10 protein-coding genes, 2 tRNA genes and 3 rRNA genes are annotated in these 16657 nt (G+C 58.3%); 9 read left to right on the top strand and 6 right to left on the bottom strand.

The window, feature by feature from the left end:
• The first annotated feature begins 124 nt into the window (after positions 1-124).
• Complete coding sequence (locus B0G76_RS39225; RefSeq protein WP_120298120.1) at positions 125-772, top strand: glutathione S-transferase family protein; 648 nt, start codon at positions 125-127, stop codon at positions 770-772.
• A 115-nt stretch (positions 773-887) separates the two neighbouring features.
• Here the strand turns inward: B0G76_RS39225 and B0G76_RS39220 are convergent, their stop codons facing one another.
• Both B0G76_RS39220 and B0G76_RS39215 read right to left on the bottom strand, forming a co-directional pair.
• Positions 888-2060, bottom strand: a complete 1173-nt coding sequence (locus tag B0G76_RS39220; RefSeq protein WP_120298417.1) for a pyridoxal phosphate-dependent aminotransferase — start codon at positions 2058-2060, stop codon at positions 888-890.
• 133 nt (positions 2061-2193) lie between these two features.
• Positions 2194-2676, bottom strand: coding sequence for a putative toxin-antitoxin system toxin component, PIN family (locus B0G76_RS39215; protein WP_120298119.1), 483 nt, complete (start codon positions 2674-2676; stop codon positions 2194-2196).
• Between the two features lie 58 nt (positions 2677-2734).
• Here B0G76_RS39215 and yaaA point away from each other — a divergent pair, with 58 nt between their 5' ends.
• On the top strand, positions 2735-3517 hold the full coding sequence (gene yaaA, locus B0G76_RS39210) for a peroxide stress protein YaaA (protein ID WP_120298118.1): 783 nt from the start codon (positions 2735-2737) through the stop codon (positions 3515-3517).
• A 34-nt stretch (positions 3518-3551) separates the two neighbouring features.
• The gene (locus tag B0G76_RS39205; RefSeq protein ID WP_120298117.1) at positions 3552-4706 is read left to right on the top strand and encodes a M14-type cytosolic carboxypeptidase; all 1155 of its coding nucleotides are present in this window, start codon (positions 3552-3554) and stop codon (positions 4704-4706) included.
• A 118-nt stretch (positions 4707-4824) separates the two neighbouring features.
• Here B0G76_RS39205 and B0G76_RS39200 read toward each other — a convergent pair whose 3' ends face one another.
• The 4 genes from B0G76_RS39200 to B0G76_RS39185 all read right to left on the bottom strand — a co-directional run bounded on the left by B0G76_RS39200 (position 4825) and on the right by B0G76_RS39185 (position 8789).
• Positions 4825-5502, bottom strand: a complete 678-nt coding sequence (locus B0G76_RS39200) for a BspC domain-containing protein (RefSeq protein WP_120298116.1) — start codon at positions 5500-5502, stop codon at positions 4825-4827.
• A 193-nt stretch (positions 5503-5695) separates the two neighbouring features.
• A complete protein-coding gene (locus B0G76_RS39195; RefSeq protein WP_120298115.1) occupies positions 5696-6370 on the bottom strand; it encodes an energy-coupling factor ABC transporter permease in 675 nt (224 codons plus the stop codon).
• A gap of 112 nt (positions 6371-6482) precedes the next feature.
• Positions 6483-7358: a response regulator transcription factor gene (locus B0G76_RS39190; RefSeq protein WP_120298114.1), complete on the bottom strand. Its 876-nt coding sequence runs from the start codon at positions 7356-7358 to the stop codon at positions 6483-6485.
• Positions 7359-7574: 216 nt separating this feature from the next.
• Complete coding sequence (locus B0G76_RS39185; RefSeq protein WP_120298113.1) at positions 7575-8789, bottom strand: DUF2863 family protein; 1215 nt, start codon at positions 8787-8789, stop codon at positions 7575-7577.
• 272 nt (positions 8790-9061) lie between these two features.
• Here B0G76_RS39185 and B0G76_RS39180 point away from each other — a divergent pair, with 272 nt between their 5' ends.
• From B0G76_RS39180 to rrf, 6 genes are all read left to right on the top strand, one after another.
• Positions 9062-10174, top strand: coding sequence for an AI-2E family transporter (locus B0G76_RS39180; RefSeq protein WP_183082314.1), 1113 nt, complete (start codon positions 9062-9064; stop codon positions 10172-10174).
• 496 nt (positions 10175-10670) lie between these two features.
• Positions 10671-12201: ribosomal RNA gene (locus B0G76_RS39175) — 16S ribosomal RNA — on the top strand.
• 64 nt (positions 12202-12265) lie between these two features.
• Positions 12266-12342 (top strand) — tRNA-Ile (locus tag B0G76_RS39170).
• Positions 12343-12399: 57 nt separating this feature from the next.
• Positions 12400-12475: transfer RNA gene (locus B0G76_RS39165), tRNA-Ala, on the top strand.
• A 342-nt stretch (positions 12476-12817) separates the two neighbouring features.
• Positions 12818-15706: ribosomal RNA gene (locus B0G76_RS39160) — 23S ribosomal RNA — on the top strand.
• A 154-nt stretch (positions 15707-15860) separates the two neighbouring features.
• A 5S ribosomal RNA gene (gene rrf / locus B0G76_RS39155) occupies positions 15861-15969 on the top strand.
• Together the 16S, 23S and 5S rRNA genes with 2 tRNA genes alongside form the textbook arrangement of a ribosomal RNA operon.
• Positions 15970-16657 lie beyond the last annotated feature (688 nt).

Here is a 16657-nt window from a genome sequence, read left to right as displayed (position 1 = left end):
ATGGTCGACTCCATGGTTATTTTAGAATAGCACGATCGTGCAATTTACTGGATGATTGCTCGAGGACCGCTGCTTTGATTTTGACGAGCGGTCTTAAACACAACCCGAAGAAAGGAGACACCCGATGATCAAGCTGTGCGGTTTCGCGCTCTCTAACTACTACAACAAGGTGAAATTTGTGCTTCTCGAACACGGTATTCCGTTCGAGGAAGTGCTCGTGCTGCCGAGTCAGGAAGAGACGATGCTCGAGCATTCTCCGCTCGGCAAGGTGCCTTACATCCAGACCGAACACGGCAATCTGTGCGAATCGCAAAGCATTGTCGAGTATCTGGCAGCTCGATTTCCCGACAAGGCGATTTTCTCCGCCGACCCGTGGGAAGCGGCCAGGGAGCGCGAGTTGATCATGTTCGTGGATGTCCATCTCGAACTGACCGCGCGCAATCTCTACAAGGAAGCGTTCTTCGGTGGCACCGTGACCGATGCGACCAAGGGGCGTGTCGAGAAGCTGCTCGCGCATCACATTGCCGGCTTCAAACGGATCGCGAAATTCGGGCCGTATTTGCGCGGAGAGCGTTTCAGTGTCGCCGACGCGGCGGGTTTTGTGAGCTTGCCGCTGGTCGGCATGGCGACGCAGACCATCTACGGTCGCGATTTCCTGCTCGACGCCGGTGTGGACTGGAAAAGCTATGTGAAGGCGATCAACGCCCGGCCGGCCGCACAGCGCGTGACTGACGATCGTAAGGCGTATATCGCGGCCTCGCGTTCTGCCTGAGGCATGACGGCGTTCCGGTTGCGGGGGAAATGAACCCGGGCGTGCAGCGCACGTGTGGGCCGCTGCGCGCGATGGCGAGGAACGTGGGTTCGTTCGCAGCATCGCGCGGGGCGTCCTAGAGCCGCGCCAGCCGCTCGAGCGCGGTGGCGAGTGTGGTTTCCTGCTTGGCGAAACAGAAACGCACCACGCCCGATTCATGTGCCTCGTGATAGAACGCCGACACCGGAATCGCCGCGACGCCGATCTCGCCGGTCAGCCATTGCGCGAATTCGGCTTCGGGCAAGTCGCTGATCGCCGAATAATCGACGCACTGAAAGTAGGTGCCCGTGCAAGGCAGCAGCTTGAAGCGTGAATGGGCGAGGCCGGCGCGGAAGAAGTCGCGTTTCTTCTGATAAAACGCGGGCAGATCCAGATACGGCGCCGGATCCTTCATATATTCCGCGAGGCCGACCTGCATCGGCGTGTTGACCGTGAACACGTTGAACTGGTGCACTTTGCGGAATTCGGCAGTGAGCGCGGCGGGCGCGGCTACATAGCCGACTTTCCAGCCGGTGACGTGATAGGTCTTGCCGAAGCTCGACACCACGAAACTGCGCTGCGCCAGTTCCGGATAGCGCGCAACGCTTTCGTGTGGCGCGCCGTCGTACACCATGTGTTCGTACACCTCGTCTGAGAGGATCAGCACGTTGGTGCCGCGCACGATTTCTTCGAGCTTGCGCATGTCATCAGCGCGCCAGACCGTGCCGGTCGGATTGTGCGGCGTGTTGATCAGCAGGAGCCGCGTTTTCGGCGTGATTGCGGCGGCGAGCTTGTCGAACGGGATCGCGTAGTCGGGCGCCTCGAGCGTGACGAATACCGGCTTGCCGCCGGCCAGTTCGATCGACGGCAAATAGCTGTCGTAGGTCGGCTCTACCACGATCACTTCGTCGCCCGGATGCACGGTGCAGAGAATCGTGGTCAGCAGCGCCTGTGTGGCGCCCGCCGTCACCGTGATCTCGCTGGCGGCGTCGTAGCGGCGGCCGTACAGGTTCGCGATCTTGTCCGAAATCGCCTGACGCAGTGGCGCTACGCCTGCCATCGGCGGGTATTGGTTGTGGCCGTCACGCATAGCGTTCGTGACCGCGTCGACAATGCGGGAATCGCAGCCAAAGTCGGGAAAGCCCTGGCCGAGGTTCACCGCGCCTTTTTCGGCGGCAAGCGCGCTCATCACGGTGAAAATCGTCGTGCCGACGTCCGGCAGGCGAGACGGAAACGAGGGACTCATGGGCGTGTCGTGCGGTGCATTCATGGCGCTGTCCGGAGCGTGGTCGAGTGAATTGGCGAATTGACAGGGGGCGTCGTTCAAAAGGACGAAGCCTGATTGTAGGGAATCGCGGCGCTCCGTGCGCGCGGTCGTCTCGATGTTGGCCATCCGGCCAGGGTCAAGCGGGCGCGGGCCCGTCTGCCATCCAGGAGCTGACGAACGGTGCCGGCTGTGCAATCTGGAACCCGAAGTCGCGCGCAATCCGCTTGGCGAGTTTCAGTACCGCGCGGTCTTTCGACACCAGCCAATCGGCCTGCGCGGCGTGCGCGAGTTCGAGGAATTTCTGGTCGTCGCGGTCTTTGCATTTGGGCAACGGCCTGGCATCTTCCGCGGGGGCAGCGGGCTCGACCAACTGCGCGAGGCGTGCGACGACGGCAAGGGCCGCCACCTTGTCGACATTGCGATGCACGAATTGCGGGTAGTCGAGCACGTAGGTGAGTTCGGCAAGGCAGCGTGCATCGATCAGCGCGGCGAGCGCGCCACTTTCGAGCGCGGCGCGAATGGGCCGCGTGTGCGGATCGTCGAACACGAGAATATCGATCCAGACATTGGAGTCGAGGACGACGCGCAAAGCGCCGTGTGAGGCATGGGAACCGGGCATTCGTTACAATCTGGCTTTCGTCTTTGACCGCCAGGCACGGCGTGCCTGCAAGGCCTCTATGATAATCGTTCTGTCGCCGGCGAAATCGCTCGACTATGAAACCCCTCCGCATGTCAAAAAACACACGATCCCCGATTTCGTCGACGACGCGGCCGAATTGATCGGCGGATTGCGCCTTTTGTCGCCGCAGCAGATCGGCTCGTTGATGAGCATTTCCGATCAGCTTGCGCACCTCAATTTCGAGCGTTACGCGCAATGGTCGCCCAGTTTCGGCACGCACAACGCCAAGCAGGCTGTGCTTGCGTTTAACGGCGATGTGTACGAAGGCTTCAACGCGAGGACGTTGTCGCCGGCCGATCTGGATTACGCGCAGAAGCACGTGCGCGTGCTTTCAGGCCTGTACGGATTGCTGCGCCCGCTCGATCTGCTGCAACCGTATCGCCTCGAAATGGGCACGCGCTTTGCCAATACGCGCGGCAAGGATCTGTACGCGTTCTGGGGCGAACGGATCACGCAGGCTTTGAACGCACAACTGAAGAAGAACACTGCCGCCTCGCGCGTGCTGGTCAACTGCGCTTCCGGCGAGTACTTCAAGTCGGTCAAACCGAGGCTGCTCGAAGCACCGGTCGTCACGCCCGTGTTTGAAGACTGGAAGGGCGGCCGCTACAAGATCATCAGTTTCCGCGCAAAGCGCGCACGCGGTCTAATGGCGCGTTACGCGGTCGAAAACCGTCTCGACAAGCCCGAGCAGTTGAAAGACTTTGACTCCGAAGATTACGCGTTCAACGCCGAGGCCTCGAACGATTCCACTTTCGTATTCCGTCGCCGTATCGCTGACTAAGCGATTGCGGCGCACCCAAGCAGGGAAGAACATCATGACGTTATCGATTACGAGCAATTTCGACGCGGGTGCGATAGAAGTGCTGGCCTGCGAAGACGCGGGCAATATCCGTCTGCGCGTGCGGCCCGACAGTCACGCCGAGTTCGCACAGTGGTTTTATTTCCGTCTGTCCGGCGCATCCGGCGAGCGCTGCGTGATGACCTTCGAAAATGCCGCGGCGTGCGCATTTGCCGAAGGCTGGCGCGATTATCACGCAGTGGCAAGCTATGACCGGGTGAACTGGTTCCGCGTGCCGACGTCCTACGACGGCCGCGTGTTGACGATCGATCACACGCCGGATTTTGACCGCATTTACTACGCGTATTTCGAGCCGTATAGCGAGGAACGTCACTCGGAGTTTCTCGGTGCGGTCCAGCAGATGCCGCAGGCCTCGCTGACGGAGTTGGGCAAGACCGTGGAAGGCCGGCCGATGTCGCTGTTGACGCTTGGTACGCCGCAAACCGGCGACACGCCCAGGAAGAAAGTCTGGTTGATCGCGCGCCAGCATCCTGGCGAGACGATGGCCGAATGGTTTATTGAAGGTCTCGTCAAGCGCCTCGCGGGTTGGGGTGATTGGGCGGGCGATCCGGTGGCGCGCAAGCTCTACGATCACGCGGTGTTCTACATCGTGCCGAACATGAATCCGGACGGTAGCGTGCACGGCAACCTGCGCACCAACGCGACGGGCGCGAACCTGAACCGCGAATGGATGGAGCCGGACGCCGCGCGCAGTCCCGAGGTGCTGGTGGTGCGTGACGCAATTCACGCAACCGGTTGTGACCTCTTTTTCGACATTCATGGCGACGAGGCGCTGCCGTACGTGTTCGTGGCCGGGTCCGAAATGCTGCCGGGTTTCACCGAGCGGCAGGCCGAAGAGCAGAAAGCGTTCATCGAAGCATTCAAGCATGCGAGTCCGGATTTCCAGGACAAGTTCGGCTACGCCGCAAGCAAGTATCGTGAGGACGCGCTCAAGCTGGCTTCAAAGTACATCGGTAACGAATTCGGCTGTCTGTCGTTGACTCTGGAGATGCCGTTCAAGGACAACGCTAATCTGCCGGACGAGCGCGTGGGTTGGAACGGCGAACGGAGTGCGTCGCTGGGCGCCGCCATGCTGCAAGCGATTTTGCGGCACGTGGAGACGTTTGCCTGACTGGCCGTTGTATGAAAAAACGGGGCACACACTTTAGAAGTGTGTGCCCCGTTTGTTTTGGGCGGCGTCGACATGGCCCGCGGCGTGGGTCAGTTGAAACGGCCGCGGGTCATGCGCGTTATGGAGTCTTTTTCGCCGGAGACTTCTTCGCGGTCGATTTGCTCGTGGAGTTGCCCGAAGACTTGCTGGATGTCGCGCGCGAAGATTTTCCCGAGCTTGCCTTCGAGGACTTTTCGATCGCTTTCTTCGTAGTTTTGCCACTAGCGGAGTGCTTGCCCTTCACACTCTTATGCCTGCCCGAGGACGCTCGCGATCCCGTAGAGCCGGAGCTATGCGCGCGGGCCGGCGGCACTGGATCGTTCCAGCTGAACGCCAGCATCTGGCTGCCCACGTAGCCACAGCGGAACTTGAGATCGGCTGGATCTCCGTCACCGTTCTGGCGGATACCGAGGCCCTCGACGGTAACGATGTTGTCCACCTTGACGCGCTGCTTGCCCTCGTCGAACGAATCGTTCCAGGGGGTGACCGACGCATGCGCGCTGTCGAAGGAGCTGGGCGGAAATTCGACATGGTCGAAGGCGGTCGATGTACTTGCAACAAAATTGCCGTGAGCGGCGCAGTCCGCGACTAGCGGGTCTGCATGCATATCATTGACAAATTTGTTGACGAGATCGTTGTGCTGTTCGAGTTGATCGGCGTATGCGGGAGCAGTGCAAATGAGCGAGAGACCCGCTGCAAATGTTGCTAACCGGCCGACCAACCGCAGCAATCGGCGCGGTACGTTGGTGCGATCCATCTAGTTCGTTAGGCGCTAATGAGACATGAGGCACGTAAGATGCCCGGCGAGAGGGATGAGTTCAATCCTGACACAAATATTTTGTCCTGTCGTGGTGCGTGGACTCAGACTCGTTATGTGCCGGGATGGCAGATTGCCGCAGATGCGTGCTCGATGCACGTGCCCGATGCACGTGCCCGATGCCGCGCCTGTGTCAGGTGCGTGGTCCGCCCAATCGATATCGACGCACATCATAAGTGGTAACCCAGGCCGGACGGTAGACCGCGATCAATGCTGTCGACATGCCGGTGAACCAGGCCTCGCCAGAGGCTAGCAGAAGCACGCTGAACGCGTAGCCGACCGGCACGACGGTCATCGAACCGTCGGCGAGCACGATGTGAACGCCGAGTGCCGCGGCCGCCGTGAGCGACACGGCAATGGCGGGTGAGATAAAACCCTGGCCGAAGATAAACATGAAGAGGTTACGCGGCAGCCAGGCGATGCTGGCGCGCTGGATCAAGGTCGAGATTCCGACTGGCAGCGCACCGAACACGAGGAACGTCAGTGCGATGCCCTGCCACGGGGCATCGAAGACGACGGCTGCGAGACCGGTGACTATCGCCATGGCGATCAGCGCCAGCGCCCAGTCGAATAATGTGACGACCAGGGTGGCGCCGAGCAGATGCATGACGGTGCCGTCGTCGAGCCACGCATTGCTTGCCCACAGCACCGACACCGCGACGATGATCGCGAGCCAGACATGCTGGAGTGTGCCGTCCTGAAGTCGTTTGAAAGGATTTTTCCACAGCGCGAGCGCGACCACTATCGCAGTGGCGATCCAGCCACCGACAGCGACCCAGAACGGAAGCGGTGTGTAGAGGAAACCCATGTATCTCATATTACTCGTTGGACGAGAAAAGGTGTGAGCGGATTCCATGCCAGCCGGCGCGAACGCTGCCAGAAAGGGCGCGTTCCGATTCTGGCGCGAACGCCGGCTGACCTTATGCCGAACCTCGTGTGACCGATTTTGCCGTCAGCGGGGCGAGCGTCTCGTCGTATGGCGTGCTCGGTTCGGCTGCCATTGGCAGCGCGTCGGCCGTGTCGTTCGCGGGCAACGGATACTGGAAGCGCCGCGGCGTGCGGCGCCGCAATGGCACCACGCCGGCTTGCCCCATTACCGGACGAACCGGACCTCCGTCTTCGTTGCGTAGTACTTGCAAATGAGCCGGCAGCCAGCCGTTGTAGAGTGCGACTGCGGCGGCGCGATTAGGCGCGCCGAGTTGCTGAAATATGCTGGTCAGGTGGATCTTGACGGTGCCTTCGCTGATGCCGAGCGTGCGCGCGATCATCTTGTTGGTGCTGCCCATGTGGACGCAGCGCATGATCTGCTCCTGGCGGGGCGACAGGCCGTTGGAAAGCCTGGTCCGGCGCGGTGGCGGGTTCTTCTCGTCGAACGGCCGGATGGCGACATCCGGCGGTAGCGGAGGGTTGAGGGCAAGCGCGCCCGGCGGCACATGGTGACCGCCCAGCAGAACCATCTCGAAAGCGCGCACGATCAGGCACGGGTCGGTTTCGCGCGGAATGACGCCGAGCACGCCTTCGTCCATGAGGTCCCGCACGACAGTTGGAGAGACCTCGTCAGCCAGCACTGCGATGCGCAGGTCCGGGTAATGGCTGAGCAGATGACGGATATTGCCAACCGACATCCAGTTCTGCCAGTCGATCACGAGCAGGTCGGGCCGCAGGCGCTTGAGCGTACGTTCAACCTGACGCCAATCCTGTGCTTCGTTAAAGCGCGCCAGCCGGTCGATTTGCCGCAGCAGTGCTTTGAGTCCGTCGCGTCGTTCCGCGTCTGAGTTGAGTATTGAGAATCGCATGCCATGTCTCCAGATGAATCGGGCGAGGTGGCGCGATGCGTGCGGGCCGGCGAGGGAGCCGGGGGCAGTATGATGCGCCACCGCCACTATGATGACAAATTCCCTTCGTTTTGACGGCCTGTCCAATAGGCATAGGAGGAAAGACGTAAAAAAGCCCCGCGCGCGGCGGGGCTTCTGATGTCGACGGTGCGGCGCAATGACGCTGGCGCCGGTGGGTCAGTGGAAATGCGGTTGAGCGGGCTCCGCGTCCTCCGGCATTTCGGCGTGAACGATTTCGCCGAGCGGGTCCGCATAGAGTGGGACGCCGCAGTCATCGCAATATTCCGGCTCGAAGCGGCCCGCGTGGCGGCGCACGTCTGTCACACCGGTTTCCTTCAGCAATGCGACGATTTCTTCGAGCGGGTCGTCTGACGCAGCGATCTCTTGCGGTTCTTCGTCGATGCCGGGCTCGCCGTTCTCACGGCCGTAAAGCGGCCACACGACGCCGTAGATCACATCATTGCTGCCGCGACGCGTGAAGCCGACACGGTATTCGTCGATACGGCGCTCGCCGAAACCGGCGACAACCGCGCGCAACTCCTGTGGCGCCGCGCCGATTGTGTCGAATAGATAACGCACGGCGGTACGTACGGTGTGAGGGCGCACGCTTTCGTCGGCGTCGCGGCAGGCGGAATAGTAGGCATCCGGCAGCAGACACTCGAATTCACATCCGGGCAGCGCCAGTGACAGATTGGCGCCGCCTTGCGTGGCCCATTGTTCGAGACATTGGCCGCGCTCGATCCGGCTGCCGTTCTCTTCTTCCTGCCAGCGAAACGCCGGCTCGCCCACTGGCGCCGCGACCACGGCCAGCAGAAAGCGCGGGTCGGCCAGGATTGGCGACGTTTCCGGCAGTTCGCCAAAATTGAGTTTGACGTTGCCGCCGGCCATCGCCGCTTGAGCCAGTTGCTGGGCAATGCGCCAGGTTTCGACGTGGTGACGCGGCAGTTGATCGATGCTGTAAAGGAACGGCACCATGGCAACACGCGTATTGGCTGCGAGCACGTGTGCCTGCAGGTGCGCGCGTAGCGCGTCGGCCGCGTCCGCTTTGAGCGGGCCGGAAGGAATCATGTAGCGAGTCCAGGCCAGCACCGGCGCGGCAATCAGCAGCGCCTCATAAGGCGCGCCTTCATGTTCGATGATGAACGACTCGCTGTGCGTTTCCGCCATGTCGGCGAGTGCGCCATAAGCATCGGGATGATTCTGCTGCAGGTGATCGAGCGCGGCGTCCAGCGTTGTCTGGTTGGCGTTGCGGACGATCTTGGCCAGCAGCGCATCAAGCTTCGCTTCCCAGAAGCGGTCTTCGGTGCGGCTGCCCGACGCGAAAAGCGCGAGCGAAAGACCGACAAGCTTGTCGGCATCGGGGGGGAGACGTTTGGCGATTCGCGAGCGCATAAATCCGGAAATTGGGGGAGTACAGAACCTTATATTCTAGTCTTTTCTATGCCGCCATATTATTTGGCTGACTATGCCGGATGGATTGGGACATTTCCGCATTAGAAAGAAGCCTGTTGCGGGTGCTGTCAGATGCGTTGCGCGGCGTCCTGGCCGGATGATATAAGGCAGGCCCGGGGGCGTGACTCGCTTCTATACTGACTGCCTTCAGTGCGCGCCTGGCAAAAGTATGTCTATTCGTTGCTGTGGCCTGGCACAACAGGAGATTCATAGTGAAATCGGACCAACTGATTGAACGTCTCGCCGCAGTGTTCGCGTTGATCATATTGGTGGGTGGCTCCCTGCTGGTGCTTGCGCCTTTTACGACCGCGCTGCTGTGGGGCGCCATCCTCAGTTATAGCTCGTGGGGCTTGTACCGGCGGCTCACTGCGGCAGTCGGGGGCCGGCGAAAGCTGGCCGCAACGCTGATCGTGCTCATCATTCTGGTTGTGGTGCTTGGCCCGTTCGTTTATGCGGGCTTTGCTTTCGGCGCGCATGTTCACGACATCGTCGCGTTGGTGCAGCGGCTCTTCGAGGCTGGCTTGCCGGATCTGCCCCCGTGGGTTGGGCGAATTCCGCTGGTTGGCTCGAACATCGAGAGCTTTTGGGCCAATGTAACGAGTAGCAACTCTGAATTGATCGCGCAAATGCGTGCCCTTGCGGCGCCGGCTGGCAAATGGATTCTGGCGGCTGCGATCGCCGTTACGCACGGTCTGGGATTGTTGGCGCTGAGTATCGTGCTCGCGTTCTTCTTTTATACCGGAGGAGAGGGTGCGGCGGCTTGGCTGAGGGCGGGCATGCGGCGCATTGCCGGCGAACGGGCCGATTACTTGCTGACGCTGGCGGGCAGTACGGTGAAGGGTGTGGTCTACGGAATTCTCGGCACAGCGCTTGTACAAGGTATTCTGGCCGGCTTCGGTTGCTGGATTGCGGGTGTCCCGGCGCCGGCGCTGCTTGGGCTGGCAACGTTCTTCCTTTCGGTTGTGCCGGGTGGCCCGGTTGTCGTCTGGCTGCCTGCGGCGATCTGGCTGTATCACGGCGGCGCAACGGGTTGGGCAATCTTTCTGGTGGTGTGGGGCGTGTTGGTCGTGGGCATGTCCGACAACGTCATCAAGCCGATCCTGATCGGCAAGAGTAGCGACATGCCGTTGATCCTGGTGATGCTGGGTATTCTGGGCGGTGCGTTTGCTTTCGGCTTCCTTGGTGTTTTCATCGGCCCAACGTTGCTGGCGGTTGCCTATACCGTGCTGCACGATTGGACGATCGGCGCCCCGGGAGCACGCACGCTCGCCAACGCTGAAGTGCCGGTTGTCGATGAGCCGGGGCGCATAGAAAAGGCGCCTTGAAATAAATTCCAGATACCACTTGCAAGGCGCGGTGCGGCTCGCTAGAATCTCGCTCTTTCGTGCTCCGGACAGCGGGGCACGGGAAGCGGGAGAGCCAGTAGTGGCAAGGCTTTGAGCGAAGTGAGCGGGTTCAGGAAGTTAAAGAAACCTGTTGACGACGTAGCGAAAGTTCTTCATAATCTCGTTTCTCTGCTGCTGATGCAGCGACGCAGAACGAAGCGGTGCCGGGTGTTGTGATGGTTGCAGCGCGGTGCCGGTCTGGTAGTGGATGCGTAATCGATCTTTAAAAATTAACAGCCGATAAGTGTGGGCGCTTGATGCGCGACGCGCCGGTGGACTCTTCGGGGTTTGCCGGGAAGCGAAAGTATCAAGTCTCACACTAGTATTAAAGGAAGGTTTTCCTGCTGGCATGGATTCATGCTGGCAGGATGATCATTCGTCAGTACGTTGAGTGAGCGACCGGTTGGTAAAACAACCGAAAAACAGTAACAGGTTTGAACTGAAGAGTTTGATCCTGGCTCAGATTGAACGCTGGCGGCATGCCTTACACATGCAAGTCGAACGGCAGCACGGGGGCAACCCTGGTGGCGAGTGGCGAACGGGTGAGTAATACATCGGAACGTGTCCTGTAGTGGGGGATAGCCCGGCGAAAGCCGGATTAATACCGCATACGCTCTACGGAGGAAAGGGGGGGATCTTAGGACCTCTCGCTACAGGGGCGGCCGATGGCAGATTAGCTAGTTGGTGGGGTAAAGGCCTACCAAGGCGACGATCTGTAGCTGGTCTGAGAGGACGACCAGCCACACTGGGACTGAGACACGGCCCAGACTCCTACGGGAGGCAGCAGTGGGGAATTTTGGACAATGGGGGCAACCCTGATCCAGCAATGCCGCGTGTGTGAAGAAGGCCTTCGGGTTGTAAAGCACTTTTGTCCGGAAAGAAAACCTCCGCCCTAATACGGTGGGGGGATGACGGTACCGGAAGAATAAGCACCGGCTAACTACGTGCCAGCAGCCGCGGTAATACGTAGGGTGCAAGCGTTAATCGGAATTACTGGGCGTAAAGCGTGCGCAGGCGGTCCGCTAAGACAGATGTGAAATCCCCGGGCTTAACCTGGGAACTGCATTTGTGACTGGCGGGCTAGAGTATGGCAGAGGGGGGTAGAATTCCACGTGTAGCAGTGAAATGCGTAGAGATGTGGAGGAATACCGATGGCGAAGGCAGCCCCCTGGGCCAATACTGACGCTCATGCACGAAAGCGTGGGGAGCAAACAGGATTAGATACCCTGGTAGTCCACGCCCTAAACGATGTCAACTAGTTGTTGGGTCTTCATTGACTTAGTAACGTAGCTAACGCGTGAAGTTGACCGCCTGGGGAGTACGGTCGCAAGATTAAAACTCAAAGGAATTGACGGGGACCCGCACAAGCGGTGGATGATGTGGATTAATTCGATGCAACGCGAAAAACCTTACCTACCCTTGACATGTATGGAATCCTGCTGAGAGGTGGGAGTGCCCGAAAGGGAGCCATAACACAGGTGCTGCATGGCTGTCGTCAGCTCGTGTCGTGAGATGTTGGGTTAAGTCCCGCAACGAGCGCAACCCTTGTCCCTAGTTGCTACGCAAGAGCACTCTAGGGAGACTGCCGGTGACAAACCGGAGGAAGGTGGGGATGACGTCAAGTCCTCATGGCCCTTATGGGTAGGGCTTCACACGTCATACAATGGTCGGAACAGAGGGTCGCCAAGCCGCGAGGTGGAGCCAATCCCAGAAAACCGATCGTAGTCCGGATCGCACTCTGCAACTCGAGTGCGTGAAGCTGGAATCGCTAGTAATCGCGGATCAGCATGCCGCGGTGAATACGTTCCCGGGTCTTGTACACACCGCCCGTCACACCATGGGAGTGGGTTTTACCAGAAGTGGCTAGTCTAACCGCAAGGAGGACGGTCACCACGGTAGGATTCATGACTGGGGTGAAGTCGTAACAAGGTAGCCGTATCGGAAGGTGCGGCTGGATCACCTCCTTTCTCGAGCTAACGTGTCAATGCGTTGAGCGCTCACGCTTATCGGCTGTGAACAGGACAGACTCAGGGGTCTGTAGCTCAGTTGGTTAGAGCACCGTCTTGATAAGGCGGGGGTCGATGGTTCGAATCCATCCAGACCCACCACTGTTTCTGCGGTGGCTGAACTAACCAACCGGAGACACCTGAAGTGCTTGTGTGACTGGGGGATTAGCTCAGCTGGGAGAGCACCTGCTTTGCAAGCAGGGGGTCGTCGGTTCGATCCCGTCATCCTCCACCAATCTTCAATGCCGGTTTTACTGCGGCGAACCCTGAAAGAGGTTTGCGGTGTAGTGAAACGGGCATTGGCGATTGAGCCAGTCAGAGTGATATGCGGTTATAGCAACCGCAATATCGGCTGTCGTTCTTTAACAATCAGGAAGAAGTAGTAAAGAGATTCACGAAAGATCGCCTGGAGATGGGTGATTGAGTAGGTGAATCAGGGTTGTGATTGTATCAATGTATGAAAAGAGGGATCGAAAGATCGCTTTTGGAATACGGCGCAACACGAATACTCAACCTGTAGCGATTGTGAGGAACACGTCATTCCCAGTGGATGAGGTGGGAGACACACCCGTTATAGGGTCAAGCGAACAAGTGCATGTGGTGGATGCCTTGGCGATCACAGGCGATGAAGGACGCGGTAGCCTGCGAAAAGCGGTGGGGAGCTGGCAAACGAGCTTTGATCCACCGATATCCGAATGGGGAAACCCGGCCCGAATGGGTCATCCATGACTGAATACATAGGTCATGTGAAGCGAACGCGGTGAACTGAAACATCTAAGTAACCGCAGGAAAAGAAATCAACCGAGATTCCCAGAGTAGTGGCGAGCGAAATGGGACCAGCCTGTACTCTTTATCTTCATTGTTAGTCGAAGGCTCTGGAAAGTGCCGCCATAGCAGGTGATAGCCCTGTAGACGAAAACAGCGAGGAAGAACCAGGGGTACGACAAGTAGGGCGGGACACGTGAAATCCTGTCTGAAGATGGGGGGACCATCCTCCAAGGCTAAATACTCGTGATCGACCGATAGTGAACCAGTACCGTGAGGGAAAGGCGAAAAGAACCCCGGGAGGGGAGTGAAATAGATCCTGAAACCGCATGCATACAAACAGTAGGAGCCTCGCAAGGGGTGACTGCGTACCTTTTGTATAATGGGTCAGCGACTTACATTCAGTGGCAAGCTTAACCGATTAGGGCAGGCGTAGCGAAAGCGAGTCCGAACAGGGCGATTCAGTCGCTGGGTGTAGACCCGAAACCAGGTGATCTATCCATGGCCAGGATGAAGGTGCGGTAACACGTACTGGAGGTCCGAACCCACTAACGTTGAAAAGTTAGGGGATGAGCTGTGGATAGGGGTGAAAGGCTAAACAAACCTGGAAATAGCTGGTTCTCTCCGAAAACTATTTAGGTAGTGCCTCGTGTATCACCTTCGGGGGTAGAGCACTGTCATGGTTGTGGGGTCCATTGCGGATTACTACGCCATAGCAAACTCCGAATACCGAAGAGTGCAATCACGGGAGACAGACATCGGGTGCTAACGTCCGGTGTCAAGAGGGAAACAACCCAGACCGCCAGCTAAGGTCCCCAAATATTGCTAAGTGGGAAACGAAGTGGGAAGGCTAAAACAGTCAGGAGGTTGGCTTAGAAGCAGCCATCCTTTAAAGAAAGCGTAATAGCTCACTGATCGAGTCGTCCTGCGCGGAAGATGTAACGGGGCTAAGCAATATACCGAAGCTGCGGATGCACATTGATGTGCATGGTAGGAGAGCGTTCCGTAAGCCTGCGAAGGTGCACTGAAAAGTGCGCTGGAGGTATCGGAAGTGCGAATGCTGACATGAGTAGCGATAAAGGGGGTGAAAGGCCCCCTCGCCGTAAGCCCAAGGTTTCCTACGCAACGTTCATCGGCGTAGGGTGAGTCGGCCCCTAAGGCGAGGCAGAAATGCGTAGCTGATGGGAAGCAGGTTAATATTCCTGCACCATTGTTAAATGCGATGGGGGGACGGATCGCGGAAGGTTGTCCGGGTGTTGGAAGTCCCGGTCCTTGCATTGGAGAAGGCGCTTAGGCAAATCCGGGCGCGCAATTCAAGGGTGCGAGGCCATTCACTTAGGTGAAGAAGCAATCGGAAGTGGTTCCAAGAAAAGCCTCTAAGCTTCAGTTTAACAAGACCGTACCGCAAAACCGACACAGGTGGGCGAGATGAGTATTCTAAGGCGCTTGAGAGAACTCGGGAGAAGGAACTCGGCAAATTGGTACCGTAACTTCGGGATAAGGTACGCCCCTGTAGCCTGACTCGCCTGCGCGAGAAGGGTGAAGGGGTTGCAATAAACTGGTGGCTGCGACTGTTTAATAAAAACACAGCACTCTGCAAACACGAAAGTGGACGTATAGGGTGTGACGCCTGCCCGGTGCCGGAAGATTAAATGATGGGGTGCAAGCTCTTGATTGAAGTCCCGGTAAACGGCGGCCGTAACTATAACGGTCCTAAGGTAGCGAAATTCCTTGTCGGGTAAGTTCCGACCTGCACGAATGGCGTAACGATGGCCACACTGTCTCCTCCCGAGACTCAGCGAAGTTGAAGTGTTTGTGATGATGCAATCTCCCCGCGGCTAGACGGAAAGACCCCATGAACCTTTACTGTAGCTTTGCATTGGACTTTGAACCGATCTGTGTAGGATAGGTGGGAGGCTATGAAGCGTGAACGCCAGTTTGCGTGGAGCCGTCCTTGAAATACCACCCTGGTTTGTTTGAGGTTCTAACCTTGGCCCGTGATCCGGGTCGGGGACAGTGCATGGTAGGCAGTTTGACTGGGGCGGTCCTCCTCCCAAAGTGTAACGGAGGAGTACGAAGGTACGCTAGGTACGGTCGGAAATCGTGCTGATAGTGCAATGGCATAAGCGTGCGTTAACTGCGAGACCGACAAGTCGAGCAGGTGCGAAAGCAGGTCATAGTGATCCGGTGGTTCTGTATGGAAGGGCCATCGCTCAACGCGGATAAAAGGTACTCTGGGGATAACAGGCTGATACCGCCCAAGAGTCATATTCGACGGCGGTTGTTTGGCACCTCGATGTCGGCTCATCTCATCCTGGGGCTGTAGCCGGTCCCAAGGGTATGGCTGTTCGCCATTTAAAGAGGTACGTGAGCTGGGTTTAAAACGTCGTGAGACAGTTTGGTCCCTATCTGCCGTGGGCGCTGGGATATTTGAAGGGGGCTGCTCCTAGTACGAGAGGACCGGAGTGGACGAACCTCTGGTGTACCGGTTGGTCACGCCAGTGGCATCGCCGGGTAGCTATGTCGGAAGAGATAACCGCTGAAAGCATCTAAGCGGGAAACTCGCCTTAAGATGAGATATCCCCGGGCTTCGAGCCCCTTGAAGGGTCGTTTCAAGACCAGGACGTTGATAGGTCAGGTGTGGGAAGCGCAGTAATGCGTTAAAGCTAAACTGATACTAATTGCCGTAAGGCTTGATCCTATAACCGGTGTGTTTTACAACACGCACGGTTGAGATCAGTGTTGTGCCGGAAACAACACAGCCCAGACTTCATCTGATGAAACCATCATCAGAAACTACTTTCTTCCGATTGGTTGTTGCCGCCCGCCAGGGCGACACGGCAACAAGTGCATTGCCTGATGACCATAGCGAGTCGGTCCCCCCCCTTCCCATCCCGAACAGGACGTGAAACGACTCCACGCCGATGATAGTGCGGATTCCGTGTGAAGTAGTAATCGTCAGGCTCCCCCGCAGCAAACAGAAACCCCACCCGCAAAGGTGGGGTTTCTGCGTTTACAGCCCGCAAAAACAGCGGCAAGAAAGAAGCGGCGTCAGTACGCTTGCGGCATCATGACCCCGGCAAGGCGCGTCCGTTTCCGCTGATCCGCCGCCTTTGCGTCACCCGTCAGCAGGACGGCCGGAAAAACACCGTCAATACGGCCGGGAAGCGGCCGGCGAGGGTTGTGTCGGGTCGTACGCTATCTGATCCGCCAGGCCCATATCCGCAGCATACACGCCGCGCGGCTCTCCGCTTTCATCCCTTCCAGAGCACGCTAACTCTAGTTTTGTTCGCTTGATAGCAACGCCAAAGGACAACTGCTCCTGCAGGCGAAAAATCTGCAACAAAACAACTTCACCACCCCTCTTCATTTTCTTCCTTCGCGCGTTTCGTCGCCTCACCTCGTCTTAACATCCGCCTCAGAATACTGTATAAATATACAGTGAAAGCTCGTCGCCCCATGCTTGCCGATGCCGGGCAGGGCGGAGTATTCCCTATTGAACGAGCGTGTCTATGGCAGCAGCGATTCATCTGGCGACAACAGCGCTGTCGTCGCAATTGCGGCGTCAGGTGTGGCAGGGCAATGAGCTTGCCGAGGCGGATTCGCGGGTGATTTCCAGCGGCTATGCTGCGCTGGATCGACTGCTGCCCGG

It is taken from the genome of Paraburkholderia sp. BL23I1N1 (assembly GCF_003610295.1).
Taxonomy (GTDB): domain Bacteria; phylum Pseudomonadota; class Gammaproteobacteria; order Burkholderiales; family Burkholderiaceae; genus Paraburkholderia.
The sequence above is the reverse complement of the archived record's forward strand: the minus strand, read 5'-3'. Positions and strand labels throughout refer to the sequence as shown.

Bases quoted from the DNA above. Each gene is read 5' to 3' on its own strand.
- B0G76_RS39195 (WP_120298115.1), bottom strand. From the start codon at position 6,370: ATGGGTTTCCTCTACACACCGCTTCCGTTCTGGGTCGCTGTCGGTGGC.
- B0G76_RS39190 (WP_120298114.1), bottom strand. From the start codon at position 7,358: ATGCGATTCTCAATACTCAACTCAGACGCGGAACGACGCGACGGACTC.
- B0G76_RS39225 (WP_120298120.1), top strand. From the start codon at position 125: ATGATCAAGCTGTGCGGTTTCGCGCTCTCTAACTACTACAACAAGGTG.
- B0G76_RS39215 (WP_120298119.1), bottom strand. From the start codon at position 2,676: ATGCCCGGTTCCCATGCCTCACACGGCGCTTTGCGCGTCGTCCTCGAC.
- B0G76_RS39205 (WP_120298117.1), top strand. From the start codon at position 3,552: ATGACGTTATCGATTACGAGCAATTTCGACGCGGGTGCGATAGAAGTG.
- B0G76_RS39185 (WP_120298113.1), bottom strand. From the start codon at position 8,789: ATGCGCTCGCGAATCGCCAAACGTCTCCCCCCCGATGCCGACAAGCTT.
- B0G76_RS39220 (WP_120298417.1), bottom strand. From the start codon at position 2,060: ATGAATGCACCGCACGACACGCCCATGAGTCCCTCGTTTCCGTCTCGC.
- yaaA (WP_120298118.1), top strand. From the start codon at position 2,735: ATGATAATCGTTCTGTCGCCGGCGAAATCGCTCGACTATGAAACCCCT.
- B0G76_RS39200 (WP_120298116.1), bottom strand. From the start codon at position 5,502: ATGGATCGCACCAACGTACCGCGCCGATTGCTGCGGTTGGTCGGCCGG.